A 21,009-nucleotide genomic window follows, 5' to 3' on the forward strand; every position below is an offset into this window, starting at 1 on the left:
CCTCTCCAACGGGTAAACTCGGACGGGACCGTTCCCGTAGCGGTCCCATTTAATACCACCCTGTTTTCCTTCTGAAAGGCGAGCTGTGCTGCGCACACACGACCTCGGATCCCTTCGCTCCGAGCACATTGGACAAACCGTAACCCTCGCCGGCTGGGTCGGCCGGCGTCGTGACCACGGTGGTGTCGCATTCGTGGACCTGCGCGACGCGTCCGGCGTCGCCCAGGTCGTCGTCCGTGAGGAAGAGGTCTTCCACGGCCTGCGCAACGAGTACGTCCTGCAGGTTACGGGCACCGTTTCCCAGCGCCCCGAGGGCAATGAGAACCCGGCGCTGGCCACCGGCGAGATCGAGGTCATTGCCGAGACGGTCACCGTCCTGAACACCTCCGAGCCGCTGCCGTTCCAGATCGACGAGCACGTCGAGGTCGGCGAGGAAGCCCGCCTGAAGCACCGCTACCTGGACCTCCGCCGCCCCGGCCCCGCCCGGAACCTGCGCCTGCGCTCCGAAGCGAACCGGGTGGCCCGCGAGCTGCTGCACGGTGAAGGCTTCGTGGAGATCGAAACTCCGACGCTGACCCGTTCGACGCCTGAAGGCGCCCGCGACTTCGTGGTCCCCGCCCGCCTGGCGCCCGGCTCCTGGTACGCGCTGCCGCAGTCGCCGCAGCTGTTCAAGCAGCTGCTGCAGGTCGGTGGCTTCGAGAAGTATTACCAGATCGCCCGCTGCTACCGTGACGAGGACTTCCGCGCGGACCGGCAGCCGGAATTCACCCAGCTGGACATCGAGGCCAGCTTCGTCGAGCAGGAAGACATCATCAGCCTCGGCGAGGGCATCGTGAAGGCGCTCTGGAAGCTGATCGACGTCGAGATCCCGACGCCCATCCAGCGCATCACCTACAACGACGCGATGGCCCGTTACGGCTCGGACAAGCCGGACCTGCGCTTCGGCCAGGAGCTCACCGAACTGACCGAGTTCTTCAAGGACACCAGCTTCGGCGTCTTCAAGGCCCCCTACGTCGGCGCGGTCGTCATGCCCGGCGGGGCCTCCCAGCCGCGCCGCACCCTGGACGGCTGGCAGGAATGGGCCAAGCAGCGCGGCGCCAAGGGCCTGGCCTACGTCCTGTTCAAGGAAGACGGCGAGCTGGCAGGCCCGGTGGCCAAGAACCTCAACGAGACCGAGCGCGCCGGCCTGGCCGACGCCGTCGGCGCCAAGCCGGGCGACTGCATCTTCTTCGCCGCCGGCGAGAAGACCCCGTCCCGGGCACTGCTCGGCGCGGCCCGCGTGGAGATCGGCCACCGCACCGGCCTGATCAACCCGGCCGACTGGGCCTTCTGCTGGGTGGTCGACGCCCCGATGTTCGAGCCGGCCGCGGCCGCCGTCGCCTCCGGTGACGTCGCCGTCGGCGGCGGCCAGTGGACCGCCGTGCACCACGCGTTCACCTCGCCCAAGCCCGAATTCATGGACACCTTCGACACCGACCCGGAGACGGCGCTGGCCTACGCCTACGACATCGTCTGCAACGGCAACGAAATCGGCGGCGGCTCGATCCGTATCCACCAGGGCGACGTGCAGGAGCGCGTCTTCAAGGTCATGGGCCTCTCGCACGAGGACGCGCAGGAGAAGTTCGGCTTCCTGCTCGAGGGCTTCAAGTTCGGCGCGCCCCCGCACGGCGGCATCGCGTTCGGCTGGGACCGCGTGGTGGCTCTGCTATCCGGCGTGGAGTCCATCCGCGACGTCATCGCCTTCCCGAAGACCGGCAACGGCTACGACCCGCTGACCGCCGCGCCGGCGCCGATCACGGCCCAGCAGCGCAAGGAGGCCGGGGTCGACTTCAAGCCCGAGGCCAAGAAGGTCGAGGCCCCGAAGAGCGACAGCGCCAAGTAGCTTGTTAGGTGCTGGCAGCAGCGGTTTCCCGGGACACCGGGGAGCCGCTGCTGCTTTTTCAGTGGACTGAGGGCTGGCAGTGATGCCGCCGGGAGGAGACCGTTGATGCCGGAGCTATTGCCGCGGCTCGAGCGGCTGATGGACGCCGCGTGGCCGGCCGCCCAACGGGACGAGGCCGACGGCTGGGTGTTGCGCGCCGCCTCCGGCGTGACCCAGCGGGCCAATTCCGTCTGGCCCCGTGAGCCGGGGGAGGACCCGGAGGCGCTGCGCCGGAGCCTGGCCGAGGCGCGGCGCTGGTACCGTGAGCGCCGCCTGCCGTTGATCTTCCAGGTGTTTGAGGGGCCCGGGTATGCGCCGCTGAACGCCGTCCTGGACGCCGAGGGCTTCACCCGGCAGTCCGAGACGCTGATCCTGACCCGCGAGCATAGTGGCACTGCGGGCGACGGAGGTTCGGAGGCTGCTGCGGCGTCGGAGGTGGAGGTGTTGGACCACGCCTCGGAGGAATGGTTGCGGCTCTGGTGGAGCGTCGACGGCAGGGGCGGGGTGGAGAACCTGCCGGTGGCCCGGGCGATCCTGGAGGGCTGCCCGTCGCTGTACGCGCTGGTGCGGGACGAGCACGGGGAGCCCGCGGCCGTCGGACGCCTGGCGCTGCCCGCCGACGACCCCGACGCGGCCACGGCGGCCGGGATCTACGGGATGGCCACCAGGCCGGATGCCCGGCGCAGCGGCTATGCCGGGCGGGTGCTGCGGACCCTCCTGCGCGAGGCGGAGGCCCGGGGCCGACGGGAGTGCTGGCTGCTGGTGACGGCGGCCAACACCGGCGCGCGGGAACTCTACGCCCGGGCCGGGTTCTCCGTGGCCGGCAGCTACCTTTACCGTCAGGACCGCCCCCGCCGCGCCCCGACCGGCTGCTGAGTTCCAGCCGAGCAGTACGCGGCCACGGTCCGTTTCGACGGTTCCCTGCGCACTAGACGGTCAGCAGCATCGATTCGGCAGGGAACCGTCGAAGCGGGCGCGGGACGGGGAGCAGGAGGCGCTGGAGGGTGGGGCGAGCATCCGCGGCGGGGTACCTACGACGGCGGGTCGGTGACCTGGATCCGCACGGCACACGTGTCGGCGGCGGCCTTCTTCAGCACGGCCGCCCGCGGATCCGGAACATCCAGCAAGGCCAGCCGGGCCAGCGGAGCGTAGCGCTTCAGGACCGGCTCGGCGAGTACCAGGTCCGCTAGGGTCCGGTCGCCGCCGGGAACCAGGTACTCGATGCGGTGCTCGGCGAAGATCCGGGCCGCGTGTGCCGCAACTGCCTCCACCAGGGCGTCGGCCTGGTTGGACCGGCGCCGGGCGAAGCGCTGCTGCGACCAGCCGCCGGCGGCCGTGCGCGACTGCACGTGCCGGGTGCCGGTCTTCGAGGCCAGCACCCGTCCCTCCGCAACGACGGCCACCGAATAACCGCCGCGGCGCACCAGCACCAGGCCCAGCTGCCGGGGTTGCGCTGCCAGACTCGCCAGCCGGGTCAGCGCGTCGTCGCCGCGGCCCGGGCGCCCGTCCGCCGGCCACGGTGCCTGCAGGAGCGCCTCGGCACCGTCGGCGGCGCGCAGGAGCAACCCGTCGTCGGTGTCGAATTCCTCAAGATGTCCGTGACTGGCCGCGAAGCGCTCCACCCAGCCGGCCAGCCGCTCCCCGGGGACGCGGGCCACGCGGGACTCGGGGCTGGGCATGGCGGATCTCCCTTGGAAGCGGTCGGGCGGGGTGCGTAAGGTCGGCCGGCGGCCGTGCGGGGACCGTCCGGAACTAGAAGTAGCCTATCTATGTGGATGATCTCTTTGGTGCAGGGCAGGACAAGGCGTCCGCGAACAACGACCCCGACGCCGACGACTTCGGCGATGAGTCCGGCGACGGCGACTCCGCGCGCGGCCACTCGTCCCACGGCTCCGGCCGAGCCGCCCCGCGCAGTCCGCTGGCCGTCCGCATGCGTCCCCGGACCCTGGACGACGTCGTGGGCCAGCAGCACCTCCTGGGCCACGGCTCCCCGCTGCGGCAGCTCGCGGCCGGCAGCAACGCCACCGGACCGGCCGGCCCCAGCTCGCTGATCCTCTGGGGCCCTCCCGGCACCGGCAAGACCACCCTGGCCCACGTGATCGCCAAGGGCCCGGGGCGCAAATTCGTTGAGCTCTCCGCCATCACCGCGGGGGTCAAGGACGTCCGCCGCGTGATGGACGAGGCGCTGACCGCCCGGGACCTCTACAAGACCACCACGGTGCTGTTCCTGGACGAGATCCACCGCTTCAACAAGGCCCAGCAGGACGCGCTGCTGCCCGGCGTCGAGAACCGCTGGGTGGTCCTGGTGGCCGCCACCACGGAGAACCCGTCCTTCTCGGTGGTTTCGCCGTTGCTCTCGCGCTCCCTGCTGCTGACCCTCAAGCCCCTCACCGACGCGGACATCGAGGGCCTGCTGCTGCGCGCCGTCGAGGACCCCCGCGGCCTGGGCGGCTCGGTGTCCCTGGAGGGGGAGGCCCTGGGGCACCTCGTCCGGCTCTCCGGCGGCGACGCACGCCGTGCCCTGACCGCGCTGGAGGCGGCCGCCGGCGTCGCGTTCGGCGACGCGGACGACGTCGACGGCGCCCCGGCCGACGGCAAGCCCGTCAGTATCGAGCTCAAGCACACCGAACGCGCCCTGGACGTCGCCTCGGTCCGCTACGACCGCGCCGGGGACCAGCACTACGACGTCGCCAGCGCCTTCATCAAATCCATCCGTGGCTCCGACGTGGACGCATCCCTGCACTACCTGGCCCGGATGCTGGAGGCCGGCGAGGACCCCCGTTTCGTGGCCCGCCGCATCGTGATCTCCGCCGCGGAGGACGTGGGCATGGCCGACCCCACCGCCCTGCAGACCGCCGTCGCCGCCGCCCAAGCGGTGCAGCTGATCGGCATGCCGGAAGGGCGGATCATCCTGGCCGAGGCCGTGGTGCACCTGGCCACCGCGCCCAAGTCCAACGCCGCCTACCTCGGCATCAACCAGGCGATCGCCGATGTGCGGGCCGGGATGGGCAACGGCATCCCCGCGCACCTGCGCGACGCCCACTACCCGGGCTCCAAACAGCTGGGCCACGGCAAGGGGTACAAGTACGCCCACGACGCCCCGCACGCCGTCGCCACCCAGCAGTACCCGCCGGATGACCTGGTGGGCCGCAACTACTACCAGCCCACCGCCAACGGCGCCGAACGGGACATCTCCACCCGGCTGGAACGGCTGAGGAAGATCATCCGCGGCGGCTGAGCCGTGATAGTCTTGAACGTTGTCTGGCAAGGCACGGACGCATAATCCTCTGAACTCGCGGCAGTTTCGGCTGTCATGATGCTCTGCGGGTTGGCTCTGCGCCCAGTAGCAAAAGGCAGCGGTTGGCCGATGCTCTCCATCGTGGAGGCCAGTAACACTGACACACCGCAGATATTGGAAGGACACAAGTGGCTAACAACACTCGTGCTCGCCGTACCGCACGCCTCTCGCGCGCACTCGGCATTGCTCTGACCCCCAAGGCCGCCAAGTACATGGAGCGCCGCCCGTACGGCCCCGGTGAGCATGGCCGTGCCCGCAAGAAGCAGGACTCCGACTACGCCGTTCGGCTGCGTGAAAAGCAGCGTCTGCGCGCCCAGTACGGCATCCGTGAAGCCCAGATGACCCGTGCCTTCGAAGAAGCACGCCGCACCAAGGGCCTGACCGGTGAAAACCTGATCGAGCTGCTCGAAATGCGTCTCGACGCCCTCGTGCTGCGTGCCGGCTTCGCCCGCACGATCGCCCAGGCCCGCCAGATGGTTGTGCACCGCCACATCATGGTCGACGGCGTCCGCGTTGACCGCCCGTCGTTCCGCGTCGGCGAGGGCCAGCTGGTCCACGTCCACAGCCGCAGCGAAACCATGCCTCCGTTCCAGGTGGCAGCAGCAGGCGCGCACCGCGATGTCCTGCCGATGGTTCCCGCCTACCTGGACGTCAAGCTCGAGTCCCTGCAGGCACGCCTGGTTCGCCGCCCGAAGCGCTCCGAAATCCCCGTGACCTGCGAAGAGCAGCTCGTCGTGGAATTCTACGCACGCTAGATCCAACGCGAGACCTACAAAGAAGCCCGTGGCAAGCGCCGCGGGCTTCTTTGTAGGTAAGGTACTTGAGGGAGTCCGCGGCCACGCATTATGGCGGAGCGGCCCCGCAGTAATCCACGGAGTTTCAAGGAGATGAACGTCTATGACTGGTGGCGATATTGCCGGCCTGATCGCGGCCGGGGTGTTTGCACTCCTGGTCCTGCTGCTCGCCGTGCCGATCCTGAAGCTCGGGGGAGTGTTCGACGAGGTGCGCAGCACCATCCGCTCGCTCAGCGACGGCGCCACCCCGCTCATGGATGAGGTCACCGCCACCGTCTCCACCACCAACCAGCAGCTGAAGAAGGTTGACGGGATCGCCGCCAACGTCTCCGACGCCTCCGCGAACCTCTCCGCCCTGTCCTCCCTGGTCGCGGCCACCGTGGGTTCGCCGCTGATCAAGGTCGCCGCCTTCAGCTACGGCGTGCGCTCGGCGTTCTCCGCGCGCAAGAAGCCCTCCTCCGGCCGCCGCAGCCGCTGACCCGGCCCGCTCCCGCTGAAAGAAGCTGACATGAACAGGATTCTCTGGATGGGCATCGGCGTCGCCGTCGGCGTCATCGCCTTCCGTAAAATCACCCAGGCGCAGACCGCGCTGGGCCCCGAAGGCATGAACCGCGCCGTGGGCCGCCTGGCCGACAGCGTCTACGACTTCGCCGACGCCGTCCGCACCGGCATGCGCGACCGCGAGAGCGAACTGCGTTCAGCGCTGGGAGTAGACGACGCCGCCGCTCCCGCCCGGGACGCGCTGCGCCGCTAGGCCGCCCGCCACCCCCGAACCACCCGATGCCACCGGTGCGTCGCCACCTACGTTGTAAAGAATTATTGAAGGGTTAGTAACCAGGTTATGAAGTCGCAGGAGATCACCAAGCGCTGGATCGATTTTTTTGTCAGCAAGGGACACACCGCCGTGCCCTCCGCCTCCCTGGTCTCCAGCGACCCCTCCCTGCTGTTCACGGTGGCCGGCATGGTCCCGTTCATCCCGTACCTCACCGCCCGTGAGGAGCCGCCCTACCCGCGTGCCACCAGCATCCAGAAGTGCATCCGCACCGGCGACATCGAAGAGGTGGGCAAGACCGCCCGCCACGGCACCTTCTTCCAGATGTGCGGCAACTTCTCCTTCGGCGACTACTTCAAGGAAGACGCCATCAAGTTTGCCTGGGAGCTGCTGACCACCAGCGTCGACGACGGCGGCTACGGCCTGCCGCCGGAGCGCCTCTGGGTCACCGTCTACGAAGAGGACGACGAGGCCAAGGAACTCTGGCTGAAGAACACCGGCGTCCCGGCCGAGCGAATCCAGCGGATGGGCAAGTCGGACAACTACTGGTCCACCGGCCAGCCCGGCCCCGCCGGCCCCTGCTCAGAGATCTACTACGACCGCGGCCCCGCCTACGGCATCGAGGGCGGTCCGCTGGCCGACGAGACCCGCTACATCGAGATCTGGAACCTCGTCTTCATGCAGTACCAGATCGACAACGTCCGCTCCAAGGTGGACTTCGACATCACCGGCGAACTGCCCAAGAAGAACATCGACACCGGCCTCGGCATGGAGCGCCTCGCGATGATCCTGCAGGGCGTCGAGAACATGTACGAGACGGACCAGGTCCGTCCCGTCATCGACAAGGCCGCCGAGCTCTCCGGCAAGGCGTACACCTCCGCCGAAACCCCCGAGGACCCGCACCACACCGACGACGTCCGCATGCGCGTCGTCGCCGACCACATCCGGTCGGCCCTGATGCTGATCGCCGACGGCGTCACCCCCTCCAACGAGGGCCGCGGCTACGTGCTGCGCCGCCTGATCCGCCGCGCCGTCCGCTCCATGCGCCTGCTGGGCGTCGAGAAGGCCTGCCTGCCCGAGCTGCTCCCGGCCTCCCGCGACGCCATGAAGGGCGTCTACCCGATCGTGGAGACCGACTTCGACCGGATCAGCCGGATCGCCTACGCCGAGGAGAAGGCATTTCTGCGCACCATCGCCTCCGGCACCGCCCGGCTGGAGGACGCGGTCAAGGAATCCAAGTCCGCCGGCCGCCCGCTCTCCGGCGCCGACGCCTTCACCCTGCACGACACCTACGGCTTCCCGATCGACCTGACCCTGGAAATGGCCGAGGAGGCCGGCCTCAAGGTCGACGAGCCCGAGTTCCGCAAGCTCATGCTGGAACAGCGCCAGCGCGCCCAGGCCGACGCCAAGGGCAAGAAGGGCGCCTACGCGGACATGAGCGCCTTCCAGGAGCTTTTGACCGCGGGTGAGACCGTCTTCACCGGCTACACCGAGCTCGCCGGCGAGTCCACGGTCCGCGGCATCCTCGCCAACGGCCGCAAGGTGGGCCACGCCGCCACCGGCGAGGAGATTGAACTCGTCCTGGCCGAGACCCCGTTCTACGCCGAGGCCGGCGGCCAGGCCGCCGACACCGGTCTGATCACCGGCGACGGCTTCGTCGTCGAGGTCCTGGACGTGCAGCGCCCCATCAAGGGCCTCAGCGTCCACAAGGCGATCGTCCGCGAGGGTGAAATCGGCGCCGACGCCCGCGTCCTCGCCGCCGTCGACCGCGAACGCCGGCACGCAGCCGAGCAGGCACACACGGGCACGCACATCGTGCACGCCGCCCTGCACCAGATCCTCGGGCCGGAGGCGCTGCAGCGCGGCTCCTTCAACAAGGCCGGCTACCTCCGCTTCGACTTCTCCTGGGGCGAGGGCCTGAGCACGGCCACCCGCTCGGAGATCGAAGAGGTCGCCAACATCGCCATCCGCAACAACTACCAGGTTGAGACCAAGATCATGGGCCTGGCCGAGGCGAAGGCACTCGGCGCCATGGCGCTCTTCGGCGAGAACTACGGCAACGAGGTCCGCGTCGTGGAGATCGACGGCGCCTGGTCCCGCGAGCTCTGCGGCGGCACGCACGTGTCCAACACCTCACTCATCGGCAGCCTGTCGCTGCTGGGTGAGCAGTCCGTCGGCTCGGGCAACCGCCGCGTCGAGGCCTTCGTCGGCATGGACGCCTTCCGGCACTTGGCCGCCGAACGCGCCCTGGTCACCGAGCTCACCGACATGCTCAAGGTGCCCTCAGGCCTGCTCACCGAGCGCATCGCCGGCACCCTCGCCAAGCTCAAGGCCACCGAGAAGGAACTCGAGCGTCTCCGCAAGGAGCAGCTCACCGCCGCCGCCGCGCAACTGGTGGGCACCGCCAAGGACGCCTCGGGCGTCAAGGTCATCGCCCACGACGCCGGCCAGATCGGTGGCGCGGAAGACCTGCGCGGCCTGGCCCTGGACCTGCGCACCCGTCTCGGCTCCGACGCCGCGGCCGTCGCGGTGGCCGGCGTCAGCAACGACCGCCCGGTGATCCTGGTGGCCACCAATGAGGCCGCCCGTGAGGCCGGCGTCAAGGCCGGCGCGCTGGTCCGCCTGGCCGCCGGCATCCTCGGCGGTGGCGGCGGCGGCAAGGACGACGTCGCCCAGGGCGGCGGCACCGACGTTAGCAAGGTCGGGGCAGCCCTGACCGCCGTCGTCGACGCCATCACCAAGCGCTAAAGGCCGCGGATGGTTGACGCTATGGTGCCCGGCGGCTACCTCCGGGGCGTGAAGCTCGGGGTAGACGTCGGCACCGTGCGCGTGGGGGTGGCCGTGTGTGACCCTGACGGCATCCTCGCAACCCCGCTCCGGACGCTCAAGCGTGACGCCAAGAAAGCTTCCGACGTCAGGATCCTGGTCCGGGAGGCGCTGGAGCGGGACGTCGTGGAAATTTTTGTCGGCCTGCCCCGCACCATGAAGGGGGAGGAGCACGCCTCCGCGACAATGGCTTCCGACTATGCAAAGCTACTGGTCAGTACCCTGCGGGCGGCCGACGCCGACATTCCCGTCTGGCTGGTTGACGAGCGACTGAGCACCGTTTCAGCGCACCGGGACCTGCACCAAGCTGGCATGAGCAGCCGCGACCATCGTAAAGTGGTTGATCAGGTTGCGGCCGCAGGGATACTGCAACACGCAATCGATATGCAAAAGGCCAGGGGGACGGAAGTGGGTCGCCGCGTCAGCGCGGACCCGCAGCCGGGGCCGACCGGTGGCGGCGCTCAGGCCGCCCCGGACTTAAACGCGCATTCTGCACAACGCATTCTGCCCGAAATGGAAGGCTACAGTGAGCCCGGTCAACAATGACGAGTCCTCTGGTTTTGCCACTGGCGGCGCAGACCGCCCGCTGACGCGCAAGGAAATCCGGGCCCAGGAGAAGTTCCTGGCCACCCAGAACCACGAAGTCGTCCCGCCGCAGGCCTATGTCACGGGCCAGGAGGAGCAGGCCGCCCCCGAGGCGCCGTCCCATCAGGAACCCGCGCACGAACCGGTCCAGGAACCCGTGCACCAGGAGCCCGCATACGCCGAGCCCGTGCAGGAGGAACCGGTCCACGAAGCGCCGGTCCACGACGCGCACACCGACCAGGTGCCCGTGCACGAACCGGCCCAGCAGCCCGTCCATGTCGAGCCTGTGCCCGCCGAAGAGGCGCACCACGAGGCTGGCTACGCTGCCCCCGCCTTCGCAGAGGCCGCCCACGAGGAGCCGGCCCACGAGCTGCACGACGCGGCCCAGGAGCCCGTCCACGAATACGCCGGGGGTCTCTCCCGTGAGGAAACCCTCCGCCGTGCCGACGCCCTGCAGTACGGCCACCCCGCCGACGGCGCCGCGTACTACGACGAGCACCTCGACGACCACCATGAGGGCGCGGCCTACGCCGGGCACCCCCTCGAAGACCACCACGACGAAGAGGAGCACGGCCGCGACCTGATCGGCGCCGCGGGCATCCCCGTCGCCAAGGGCCCGTCCAAGAAGGTCCGGCGCCGCCGCCGCTTCCTGGCCCTGGTCCTGACCCTCGCCGTCTTCGTCGTCGCAATCGTCGTCGGCGCCCAGTTCATCAAGCCGCTGCTCGGCGGCAACACGGTTGCGGACTACCCGGGCCCCGGCACCGGCGAGGTCACCATCACCGTGCCGGCCGGCGCAGGCCCCAAGTCCGTGGCCGCGGACCTGCAGGCCAAGCAGGTCATCGCCAACCCGGACAACTTCGTCAAGGCCTTCGTGGCTGCCGGCGGAGCCCTCACCCCGGGCACCTTCAGCATGCGCAAGGAAATGAACAACACCGATGCCGTCAACATCCTGCTGAACAAGGGCAGCGGCAAGGTCATGTACTTCGCCCTCAGCGCCGGCATGCGCATCAACGAATCCCTGCAGGCCATCTCCGAAGGCACCGGCGTGCCGGTCCCCGAGCTCAAGGCGCTCAGCGACTCCCCGGCACAGTTCGGCGTTCCCGCGAAGGCCAAGAACCTTGAGGGCTTCCTGTTCCCCGGCGAATACCGCTTCCCGCTGGGCACCTCAGCCAAGGACGTCCTGACGAAACTGGTCGGCAGCACCCTGGACGAGCTGAAGGCCCAGGGCATCACCGACCCGGCCAAGCAGTACGACGTCCTGACCGTCGCCAGCATCGTCCAGGCCGAGGGCGGCCAGGCCGAGTACGGTGACGTCGCCGGCGCCATCTACAACCGCCTCAAGCCCAACAACACGGAGACCGGCGGCCTGATCCAGTCCGACGCCACAGTCACCTACGGCCTGGGCATCCGCAGCTTCCACATCGATGAGGCGCAGAAGGCGGACAAGTCGAACCCGTACAACACCTACGCCAACCAGGGCCTGCCCGCCGGTCCGATCGGCTCGCCGGGCAAGACCGCCATCGACGCCGCCGCCAAGCCGAAGACGAACGACTACCTCTACTGGGTGACGGTCAACCTGGACACCAAGGAGACCCTGTTCGCCAAGACGCTGGCGGAGCACAACGTCAACGTGGCTAAGTACAATGCCTGGTGCAGCGCCAACCCGAACCGTTGCGTGTGACCGGACGGGCGGCCGTCCTCGGCCACCCCATCGGGCATTCGAAGTCCCCGGCCTTGCACCGGGCCGCCTACGCGGCACTCGGCGTGGACATCGGCTACGAGGCGATCGATGTCACCGTCGACGCCCTGCCCGGGTTCCTGTCGACGGTCCGCGCTGAGGACAGTTGGCGGGGGCTCTCGGTGACGATGCCGCTGAAGGCCGCCATGGCCGCGGCCGTGGACGAGGTCCGCGGCGTGGGGGAGACCCTCGGCGTGGTCAACACCGTCGCACTCGAGCCCGGGCCCGCAGGTCCGCGCCTCGTCGGGTACAACACCGACGTCGCCGGCATCGTCAACGCCCTCCGCTACGCCGGCGCCCCGGATGCGCCGACCGCCGCCGTGCTGGGCGGGGGCGGAACCGCCGCGGCCGCCGTCGCCGCCCTGCGCGACCTCGGCACCGCTTCCGCCACGGTTTTCGTCCGCGACGCGGTCCGGGCCGCCGACGTGCGCGCCGCCGCCGCCGGCGTCGGCATCGACCTGCAGTTCCGGCCCCTCGTGGAGGCGGCCCGTGAACTCCCCGGCTACGACGTCGTCGTCTCCACCCTGCCGCCTCGCGCCGCGGACGGAACCGGAGCGGACCTCGCCGCCGCCGGCGCCGCGACGCCTGGCATCCTGCTCGATGCCGCGTACGACCCGTGGCCCAGCCGGATCGCCGCGGCGTGGACCGCGGGCGGCGGAACCGTGGTCCCCGGCCTGGAAATGCTGCTCTACCAGGCGATCGAACAGGTCCGGCTTTTCGCAGCCGTCGACGGGCCGATGCCCGCCGAAGTCATAGATGTGATGTGTGACGCAGTAGGGGCACCTCGACGGGTGTTCTGAGTGCCGCACATGGCAGGATGGAAGCTATGTTGCGTTGGTTGACCGCCGGTGAATCCCATGGCCCGGCACTGGTCGGAATTATTGAAGGCGTCCCCGCCGGCGTCGAACTCAGCAGTCCCCGGATCGTCGAGGCGCTTGCCCGGCGCCGGCTCGGCTACGGCCGCGGCGCCCGAATGAAGTTCGAACAGGACGAGGTCAGCATCCTTGGCGGTGTCCGCCACGGCCTGACCCAGGGCGGCCCCATCGCCATCCAGGTGGGCAACACCGAATGGCCCAAGTGGGAACAGATCATGTCCGCGGACCCGGTGGACCCGGAGACCCTCGCGGACCAGGCCCGCAACGCCCCGCTGACCCGGCCCCGCCCCGGCCACGCCGACTTCACCGGGATGCAGAAGTACGGCTTCGACGAGGCCCGCCCCGTCCTGGAGCGCGCCAGCGCCCGCGAGACCGCCACCCGCGTGGCCCTCGGCTCGGTGGCCGCCGCCTACCTCTCCCAGCTCGGCATCGAACTGGTCTCCCACACCGTCTCCATCGCCACCGTCTCCGTCCCTGAGGGCAAGCCCCTGCCGGTTCCCTCGGACGTGCTGGCCCTCGACTCGGATCCGTTGCGCTGCTTCGACCGCGAAACCTCCCACGCCATGGTCGCCGAGGTCGACGCCGCCCACAAGGAGGGCGAAACCCTCGGCGGCGTCGTCGAGGTCCTCGCCTACGGCCTGCCGCCGGGACTCGGCAGCTACGTCCACTGGGACCGCCGGCTGGACTCCCGCCTCGCCGCCGCCCTGATGGGCATCCAGGCGATCAAGGGCGTCGAGGTCGGCGACGGCTTCCTCACCGCCTCGCGGCGCGGCTCGGCCGCCCACGACGAGATCGTCAAGGACTCCGAGGGCCGGATCATCCGCACCTCCAACCGCGCCGGCGGGATCGAGGGCGGCATGAGCATCGGCGACGTGCTGCGCGTGCGCGCCGCCATGAAGCCGATCGCCACCGTGCCCCGGGCCCTCAAGACGGTCGACGTCGCCACGGGCGAGGCCGCCAAGGCCCACCACCAGCGCTCGGACGTCTGTGCGGTCCCGGCCGCCGGCGTCGTCGCCGAGGCCATGGTGGCACTGGTCCTGGCCGAGGCCGTGGCCGAAAAGTTCGGCGGTGACTCGGTTGCCGAGACCGCCCGCAACCTCAAGGGCTACCTGGACAACATCCCGGCGTCCCTGGACTCGATCGGCCACTAGTGCCTGCCAGTGAAACGCCGCGCCGGCAGGCCGGCAGCCGGGCCCCGATCGTCCTGATCGGGCCGATGGCCGTCGGCAAGTCTGCGATCGGCCAGCAGTTGGCGCAGCACCTCGGCGCCCGGTTCATCGACACCGACGCCGAGGTGGTCAGCCAGCACGGCGCCATCGCGGACATCTTCGCCAGCCGGGGCGAGTGTGCCTTCCGCGAGATGGAGGCCCGGGCCGTGTCCCGCGCCGTGGAAGACGCCGCCGAATTGCCGACCGTCATCTCCCTCGGCGGCGGCGCCGTCCTGGACTCGGGCACCCAGCAGCTGCTCGCCGGCTGCACCGTGGTCTATCTCGAATGCGACGCCGGCACGGTGGCGGACCGGATCGCCCGGAACTCCGGCCGGCCGCTGTTGGCAGGGGACGCCATGGAACGGTGGCGGACCCTCTTTGCCACCCGCCAACCGGTCTACGAACGCCTCGCCGACATCGTCCTGGACGTCCGTCACGGCAGCGTCGCGGACCTGGCACACCGACTTGAAGATGCGCTCCGGCGCCCCGCCGGCACCGCCGCGGCGGCCCCGGCGGCAACAAAGAAAGTGGAACTGTGAGCAACGAATCAACCACCATCCCCGTCACCGGCCAGTCGGCGTCGGAGAACTACGACGTCGTCGTCGGCCGCGGCCTGCTCGCCGGCCTCCCGGCGCTGCTGGGGGAGCGGGTCAAGCGCGTCCTGGTCATCCACCCGCGCGCCCTGCGGCTCACCGGCGACGCCGTCCGCGAGGAACTCGGCACCGCCGGCTTCACCGCCCTGACCGCGGAAATCCCCGACGCCGAAGAAGGCAAGCACATCGAGGTCGCCTCCTTCTGCTGGCAGGTGCTCGGCCAGAACGATTTCACCCGCTCCGACGCGATCGTCGCCGTCGGCGGGGGAGCGGTGACCGACCTCGCGGGCTTCGTCGCCGCCACGTGGCTGCGCGGCATCAAGGTGGTCCACATGCCCACCAGCCTGCTCGGCATGGTGGATGCCGCCGTCGGCGGGAAGACCGGGATCAACACCGCCGAGGGCAAGAACCTGGTGGGCGCGTTCCACCCGCCCGCCGGCGTCCTGGCCGACCTGGACACCCTGGACACGCTGCCGAAAAACGAGATCATCTCCGGCCTCGCCGAGGTCATCAAGTGCGGCTTCATCGCCGACCCGGCCATCCTCGACCTGATCGAGAAGGACCCCGTGGGCGCCACCGACCCACGCTCGGAGGTCCTGCGGGAACTGATCGAACGCGCCATCACGGTCAAGGCCCGCGTCGTCTCCGAGGACCTCAAGGAAACCGGACAGCGCGAAATCCTGAACTACGGCCACACCCTGGGCCACGCGATCGAACTCGCCGAGCGCTACTCCTGGCGGCACGGCGCCGCCGTGTCCGTCGGCATGATGTTCGCCGCGGAACTGGCCCGCAGCGTGGGCCGGCTCAGCGACGCCGACTTCGACCGGCACCGGGCCATCCTGGAAAGCCTCGGCCTGCCCACCACCTACCGCCGCGACCGCTGGCAGGCACTGCTCGACGGTATGCGCCGGGACAAGAAGTCCCGCGGCGACCTGCTGCGATTCGTGGTGCTCGACGGCGTCGGCCGTCCGGGAATCCTCGATGTCCCGGACACCTCGCTGCTTTTCGCCGCCTACCAGGAGATTGCCTCCTGATGATCAGCGACAACGGCGGCACCAGCGAGTGGCCGGACGCCGGGTTCCCCGGCATCCGGATCAACCCGCGCACGCTCATGCCGGAACTGGTCAACGAGGAGGCCTGCGCCGACGCCCTCGCCGCGTCGCAGGACCCCACCGACCTGATCTTCGTCCGGCTCGTCGAGGGCCACCCCGGGGAGGCGGCCGAGCTGCTCGCCGAGGCCCGGTACAAGGACCCCGATTCCTTCCGGCTCCGGATGTTCGAGGCGGAGGTGCTGCGCGTCTCGCACCGCTCCGACCGCGCCGTCGAACTCTACCGGCAGCTGCTGGCCGAGGCGCAAGGCACCCCCGAGGAGGCCTCCGTCCGGCAGCACCTGGGCCGCTCCTATTTCGCGGCCGGCAACACCGCTGCGGCCGTCGAGTCCTTCGCCAAGGCCCTGGACCTCCGGGTGGCCGGCGCCGCCGACGCGGCCCTGATCTACTCCTCAACCGTGGCCCTGCAGCGCGCCCGGGACGTGCTGGACCTGGCCTCCTGAGGGACCCCGTCCGGCACTGCATCCGTAAAGCCGGTAGAATGGATCTTGGATTTTTGAAAAACACGCGCGGAGCCGCCCATTGGGCGCGCCCGCATGGCATACACGGCTGGCGGCTTAGACCGGCCATTGACGAAACCTGAGGATACTGTGGCAACGACCAACGACATCAAGAACGGAACCGTGCTGAAGCTGGAAGGCCAGCTCTGGAACATCATCGAATTCCAGCACGTCAAGCCCGGCAAGGGCGGCGCCTTCGTCCGCACCAAGATGCGTAACGTCATGTCCGGCAAGGTTGTCGACAAGACCTTCAACGCCGGCCTCAAGATCGAGACCGCCACCGTGGACCGCCGCGACTACCAGTACCTGTACCAGGACGGCGCCGACTTCGTCTTCATGGACACCTCGGACTTCGACCAGCTGACCGTGCCGGCCGCCACCGTCGGCGACGCCACCAACTTCATGCTCGAGAACCAGATGGTCAACATCGCCATCCACGAGGGCAACCCGCTCTACATCGAACTGCCGCCGAGCGTCGTGCTGGAAATCACCTACACCGAGCCGGGCCTGCAGGGCGACCGCTCCTCCGCCGGCACCAAGCCCGCCACCCTGGAAACCGGCTATGAGATCCAGGTGCCGCTGTTCGTCGAGAACAACACCAAAATTAAGGTCGACACCCGCGACGGCAGCTACCTTGGCCGGGTCAACGACTAGTGAGCGCCCGCGGTAAGGCCCGCAGCAGGGCCCTGGATGTTCTTTTCGAGGCGGAACAGCGTTCCGTCTCCGCATTCGATGTGCTGCGCTCCCGTCGTGAACAGACGGATCAGGTCATCAACCCCTACACCCTGGAGATCGTCGAGGGCGTGGTCTCACACCAGGCCGCCATCGACGAGTTCCTGGAAACCTACTCGCAGGGCTGGTCGCTGGAACGGATGCCGTCCGTAGACCGCATCATCCTGCGCGTGGGCACCTGGGAACTGCTCTACAACGACGACGTCCCCGACGGCGTCGCGGTGAGCGAGGCGGTGGCGCTGGCCAAGACGCTCTCGACGGACGAGTCCCCGTCCTTCATCAACGGCCTGCTGGGCCGGCTGCAGCAGCTGAAGCCGTCGCTGCTGGCCTGATCCGGCCGGCACCGAAGCGCCCCCATGACGGGGGACTCTGCGGCGAAAAACTCCGGGCCGGCGCCCGCCATCACGGCGGGCGCCGGCCCTTTCGCGTCTGTCTGGCTGTTCTCGCCCGTGTGATGCACACCGCGTCCCGGAGACCCGAAGCGCCGGGGCCCGTGTGGTAATTTGAAAGAGCAAATGTTCCTTTTTTAATTCCGTCCCGTGAGGCGGGGAAAGGGGAGACGAGCGATGACTTCTGTTCCGGAATCACCGGTACCGGCGACGGTTCAGCTGAGCCGCGTCGTGCTCAGCCAGGCCGACATCGACCGGGCACTCACTCGTATAGCCCACGAAATTCTCGAGTCCAACAAGGGCTCCCAGGACCTGGTCTTGCTGGGCATCCCGCGCCGCGGCTACCCGCTGGCCGTCCGGCTCGCCGCGAAGATCGCCGCCGCCGATCCGTCCGTGGATCCCGCCGCCATCGTCGGCCAACTCGACGTCACCATGTTCCGTGACGACCTCTCGCACCAGCCCACGCGGCCCCCTTACCCCACGCAGCTCCCGCGCACCGGCATCGACAACAAGGTCGTGGTCCTCATCGACGACGTCCTCTACTCCGGCCGCACCATCCGCGCCGCCCTCGACGCCCTCGTGGACCTGGGCCGGCCGAGGATCGTCCGCCTGGCCGTCCTGATCGACCGGGGCCACCGCGAACTGCCGATCCGCGCCGACCACGTCGGCAAGAACCTGCCGACCTCCTCCGCCGAGAAGGTCCGGGTCCGGCTCGAGGAAACCGACAGCGCGGACGGCCGCCCCGTCAACGAGGTCGTCATCGAGGCAGCCGTCGAGGCCACCGCATGAGGCACCTGCTTTCCACCGGGGACCTCAGCCGCGCAGACGCGATCCGCATCCTCGACACCGCGGAGGAAATGTCCGCCGTCGGCGACCGCGAGGTCAAGAAACTCCCCGCCCTCCGCGGGCGCACCGTGGTCAACCTCTTCTTCGAGGACTCCACCCGCACCCGGATCTCCTTCGAGGCCGCCGCCAAGCGGCTGTCCGCGGACGTGATCAACTTCGCCGCCAAGGGCTCCTCCGTTTCCAAGGGCGAATCCCTCAAGGACACCGCCCAGACCCTCGCCGCGATGGGCGCGGACGCCGTCGTCATCCGGCACTGGGCCTCCGGCGCCCCGCACCGGCTCGCCGCCACGGACTGGATCGACGCCGGCGTCATCAACGCCGGCGACGGCACCCACGAACACCCCACCCAGGCCCTGCTGGACGCCTTCACCATGCGCCGGCACTGGTCGAAGCTCGCCGGCGTCCCTTCCACCGGGGCGGACCTGACCGGGATGCGCGTCGCGATCGCCGGCGACGTCCTGCACTCCCGGGTGGCCCGCTCCAACGTCTGGCTGCTGCGCACCCTCGGCGCAGAGGTCACTCTCGTCGCGCCGCCCACGCTGCTGCCCATCGGCGTCGAACACTGGCCCTGCACCGTCAGCTACGACCTGGACCAGACCCTCGCCGGCGGCGTCGACGCGATGATGATGCTCCGGGTCCAAGGGGAGCGGATGAACGCCTCGTTCTTCCCCACCACCCGGGAGTACTCCCGCCGCTGGGGCTTCGATGACAACCGCCTCCGCGCCCTGGACACCCTGGGCCTGAAGGACACCATCATCATGCACCCCGGCCCGATGAACCGCGGCTTGGAGATCTCCTCCGCCGCCGCCGATTCGCCGCGCTCCACCGTCCTGGCCCAGGTCCGCAACGGCGTGTCCGTCCGGATGGCCGCCCTGTACCTGCTGCTCTCCGGCGACACCCGCGAGCCAGCCCCCACCCACTCCAAGGAGAGCCACTGATGGCACCGCAGCACCAGACCGGCAGCTACCTCATCCGTGGCGCCTCGATCCTCGGCGGCCCGGCCGAAGACCTGCTGATCCGCGACGGCGTCATCGCCGCCCGCGGCACCGACCTCGCCAACGACGACGGCGTCACCGTGATTGATGCGCACGGCCTCGTCGCACTGCCGGGCATGGTGGACATCCACACCCACCTGCGCGAACCCGGCCGCGAGGACGCCGAAACGGTCGAGACCGGCACCCGCGCCGCCGCCCTGGGCGGCTACACCGCCGTCCACGCCATGGCCAACAGCAACCCCGTTGCGGACACCGCCGGCGTCGTCGAACAGGTCTTCAGCCTGGGCCGCACCGCCGGCTGGGCCGACGTCCGCCCGGTCGGCGCCGTCACCGTCGGCCTGGCCGGCGAGCAGCTCGCCGAACTCGGCGCCATGGCGGACTCCCGGGCCCGGGTCAGGGTCTTCTCCGACGACGGCATCTGCGTCAGCGACCCGGTCCTGATGCGCCGCGCCCTCGAATACGTCAAGGCGTTCGACGGCGTCGTCGCCCAGCACGCGCAGGAACCCCGGCTCACCGCCGGGGCCCAGATGAACGAGGGCGCCGTCTCCGCCGTCCTCGGCCTCGCCGGCTGGCCCGCGGTGGCCGAGGAAAGCATCATCGCCCGCGACGTCCTGTTGGCCCAGCACGTCGGCTCCCGCCTGCACGTCTGCCACGTCTCCACCGCCGGGTCGGTCGAGATCATCCGCTGGGCCAAGTCCCGCGGCATCAACGTCACCGCCGAGGTCACCCCGCACCACCTCTGGCTCACCGACGAACTGGTCCGCAGCTACGACCCCGTCTACAAGGTCAACCCGCCGCTGCGCACCGACGAGGACGTCCAGGCCCTGCGCGCCGCCCTCGCCGACGGCACCATCGACGTGGTCGGCACCGACCACGCCCCGCACCCCAGCGAGCACAAGGAGTGCGAGTGGGCGCAGGCGGCCATGGGCATGACCGGGCTGGAGACCGCCCTCTCCGTCGTCCAGCACACCATGATCGAAACCGGCCTGATGGACTGGGCCGACTTCGCCCGCGTGACCTCCACCACCCCCGCCGCGATCGGCCGGGTGGAAGACCAGGGCCGGCCGCTGGAGGCCGGGGAACCCGCGAACGTCATCCTGGTGGACGCGGCTGCGCGCTGGAGCGTTGACCCTTCTAAGATGGCAACCATGGGCCGCAACTCTCCATTCGCCGGCCGGGAACTCCCGGGCAAGGTGATGGCCACCTTCCTGCACGGCCACCCGACCGTCCTCGACGGCGCGCTGAACACCCCCTACCGCTGGGACGCCGCGGACACGGCGGGGCGCCCCTGATGGTCAAGGAACTCTCGCTGCTCCTGGTTTTGGTCCTGGTGGCCGTGGCGCTGGTGCTGATCGGGCTGGGCTGGCGCAACCGGCTCCGACGCCAGGCGGACATCCCGGCGCTGCCCGAGGCCCCCGACGCGCTTGGCCCGGCCCTGGCCGAGGCCGAGGGCCAGTACGTGGCCACCACCACCGCGGGGGACTGGCTGGACCGGATCGCCGTCCATGGGCTCGGCCTGCGCACCAACGCCGGCCTCTCCGTGCACCGCGACGGCGTCCTCTTTGACCGCGCCGGCGCGGGTCCGCTCTTCATCCCCGTGGAATGCCTTACCGGCGTACGCCAGGAAAGCGGCATGGCCGGCAAGTTCGTGGAACAGGACGGGCTCCTGGTCCTGAGCTGGATGCTCGGGACCCGCGAGCTGGATACCGGATTCCGCAGCCGCCGCGCCGAGGACAAGACCGCCCTCCTGACCGTTCTCAATGATTTGATCTCCGCTGCCCCCCAGGCAGAAGCCGAAAGTGGAAAGTAACGACGTGACGCAACCAGT

21 protein-coding genes are annotated in these 21,009 nt (G+C 69.7%); 20 read left to right on the plus strand and 1 reads right to left on the minus strand.

What is annotated here, in order from left to right:
* The first annotated feature begins 85 nt into the window (after positions 1-85).
* Together aspS and AB0O44_RS06075 are read left to right on the plus strand one after the other, a co-directional pair.
* The gene (gene aspS / locus AB0O44_RS06070) at positions 86-1,882 is read left to right on the plus strand and encodes an aspartate--tRNA ligase (RefSeq protein WP_364135476.1); all 1,797 of its coding nucleotides are present in this window, start codon (positions 86-88) and stop codon (positions 1,880-1,882) included.
* A gap of 105 nt (positions 1,883-1,987) precedes the next feature.
* A complete protein-coding gene (locus AB0O44_RS06075; protein ID WP_364135479.1) occupies positions 1,988-2,797 on the plus strand; it encodes a GNAT family N-acetyltransferase in 810 nt (269 codons plus the stop codon).
* 155 nt (positions 2,798-2,952) lie between these two features.
* Here AB0O44_RS06075 and AB0O44_RS06080 read toward each other — a convergent pair whose 3' ends face one another.
* The gene (locus tag AB0O44_RS06080; RefSeq protein WP_364135482.1) at positions 2,953-3,600 is read right to left on the minus strand and encodes an acVLRF1 family peptidyl-tRNA hydrolase; all 648 of its coding nucleotides are present in this window, start codon (positions 3,598-3,600) and stop codon (positions 2,953-2,955) included.
* Positions 3,601-3,692: 92 nt separating this feature from the next.
* Between AB0O44_RS06080 and AB0O44_RS06085 the strand changes: the two genes are divergently transcribed.
* From AB0O44_RS06085 to AB0O44_RS06170, 18 genes are all read left to right on the plus strand, one after another.
* Positions 3,693-5,159, plus strand: coding sequence for a replication-associated recombination protein A (locus AB0O44_RS06085; RefSeq protein WP_364135485.1), 1,467 nt, complete (start codon positions 3,693-3,695; stop codon positions 5,157-5,159).
* A gap of 188 nt (positions 5,160-5,347) precedes the next feature.
* Positions 5,348-5,974 carry a 30S ribosomal protein S4 gene (rpsD, locus tag AB0O44_RS06090; protein ID WP_290257734.1) on the plus strand — a complete coding sequence of 209 codons (627 nt, stop codon included), beginning with the start codon at positions 5,348-5,350 and terminating at the stop codon, positions 5,972-5,974.
* 142 nt (positions 5,975-6,116) lie between these two features.
* Positions 6,117-6,491 (plus strand): DUF948 domain-containing protein, encoded by a 375-nt coding sequence (locus tag AB0O44_RS06095; protein ID WP_290257735.1) that lies wholly within the window; start codon positions 6,117-6,119, stop codon positions 6,489-6,491.
* Between the two features lie 30 nt (positions 6,492-6,521).
* Positions 6,522-6,767 carry a DUF6167 family protein gene (locus tag AB0O44_RS06100; protein ID WP_290257736.1) on the plus strand — a complete coding sequence of 82 codons (246 nt, stop codon included), beginning with the start codon at positions 6,522-6,524 and terminating at the stop codon, positions 6,765-6,767.
* Positions 6,768-6,854: 87 nt separating this feature from the next.
* Entirely contained in the window at positions 6,855-9,533 is a 2,679-nt protein-coding gene (gene alaS / locus AB0O44_RS06105; protein ID WP_364135489.1) for an alanine--tRNA ligase, read from the plus strand.
* Positions 9,534-9,542: 9 nt separating this feature from the next.
* The gene (gene ruvX, locus AB0O44_RS06110; protein WP_364135492.1) at positions 9,543-10,157 is read left to right on the plus strand and encodes a Holliday junction resolvase RuvX; all 615 of its coding nucleotides are present in this window, start codon (positions 9,543-9,545) and stop codon (positions 10,155-10,157) included.
* Positions 10,138-11,877, plus strand: coding sequence for an endolytic transglycosylase MltG (mltG, locus tag AB0O44_RS06115; RefSeq protein WP_364135495.1), 1,740 nt, complete (start codon positions 10,138-10,140; stop codon positions 11,875-11,877). Before ruvX ends, mltG begins: the two co-directional genes overlap by 20 nt.
* The gene (locus AB0O44_RS06120) at positions 11,874-12,734 is read left to right on the plus strand and encodes a shikimate dehydrogenase (RefSeq protein ID WP_364135812.1); all 861 of its coding nucleotides are present in this window, start codon (positions 11,874-11,876) and stop codon (positions 12,732-12,734) included. The genes mltG and AB0O44_RS06120 overlap by 4 nt, the downstream gene beginning before the upstream one ends.
* 26 nt (positions 12,735-12,760) lie before the next feature.
* Positions 12,761-13,960 carry a chorismate synthase gene (gene aroC / locus AB0O44_RS06125; RefSeq protein ID WP_364135498.1) on the plus strand — a complete coding sequence of 400 codons (1,200 nt, stop codon included), beginning with the start codon at positions 12,761-12,763 and terminating at the stop codon, positions 13,958-13,960.
* Between the two features lie 65 nt (positions 13,961-14,025).
* Positions 14,026-14,556, plus strand: coding sequence for a shikimate kinase (locus AB0O44_RS06130; protein WP_364135814.1), 531 nt, complete (start codon positions 14,026-14,028; stop codon positions 14,554-14,556).
* On the plus strand, positions 14,553-15,644 hold the full coding sequence (aroB, locus tag AB0O44_RS06135; protein WP_364135501.1) for a 3-dehydroquinate synthase: 1,092 nt from the start codon (positions 14,553-14,555) through the stop codon (positions 15,642-15,644). Before AB0O44_RS06130 ends, aroB begins: the two co-directional genes overlap by 4 nt.
* Positions 15,644-16,162, plus strand: a complete 519-nt coding sequence (locus AB0O44_RS06140; RefSeq protein ID WP_290257743.1) for a tetratricopeptide repeat protein — start codon at positions 15,644-15,646, stop codon at positions 16,160-16,162. The genes aroB and AB0O44_RS06140 overlap by 1 nt, the downstream gene beginning before the upstream one ends.
* Before the next feature lie 147 nt (positions 16,163-16,309).
* On the plus strand, positions 16,310-16,873 hold the full coding sequence (gene efp / locus AB0O44_RS06145) for an elongation factor P (RefSeq protein WP_364135504.1): 564 nt from the start codon (positions 16,310-16,312) through the stop codon (positions 16,871-16,873).
* Positions 16,873-17,283, plus strand: coding sequence for a transcription antitermination factor NusB (gene nusB, locus AB0O44_RS06150; protein ID WP_290257744.1), 411 nt, complete (start codon positions 16,873-16,875; stop codon positions 17,281-17,283). Before efp ends, nusB begins: the two co-directional genes overlap by 1 nt.
* A gap of 234 nt (positions 17,284-17,517) precedes the next feature.
* Entirely contained in the window at positions 17,518-18,129 is a 612-nt protein-coding gene (pyrR, locus tag AB0O44_RS06155; protein ID WP_364135507.1) for a bifunctional pyr operon transcriptional regulator/uracil phosphoribosyltransferase PyrR, read from the plus strand.
* Positions 18,126-19,124 (plus strand): aspartate carbamoyltransferase catalytic subunit, encoded by a 999-nt coding sequence (locus AB0O44_RS06160; RefSeq protein WP_364135510.1) that lies wholly within the window; start codon positions 18,126-18,128, stop codon positions 19,122-19,124. Before pyrR ends, AB0O44_RS06160 begins: the two co-directional genes overlap by 4 nt.
* Entirely contained in the window at positions 19,124-20,473 is a 1,350-nt protein-coding gene (locus AB0O44_RS06165) for a dihydroorotase (RefSeq protein WP_364135513.1), read from the plus strand. Before AB0O44_RS06160 ends, AB0O44_RS06165 begins: the two co-directional genes overlap by 1 nt.
* The gene (locus tag AB0O44_RS06170; protein WP_364135516.1) at positions 20,473-20,991 is read left to right on the plus strand and encodes a hypothetical protein; all 519 of its coding nucleotides are present in this window, start codon (positions 20,473-20,475) and stop codon (positions 20,989-20,991) included. The genes AB0O44_RS06165 and AB0O44_RS06170 overlap by 1 nt, the downstream gene beginning before the upstream one ends.
* Positions 20,992-21,009: the final 18 nt, after the last annotated feature.

Source organism: Arthrobacter sp. NPDC080082 (assembly GCF_040686595.1).
GTDB lineage: Bacteria > Actinomycetota > Actinomycetes > Actinomycetales > Micrococcaceae > Arthrobacter.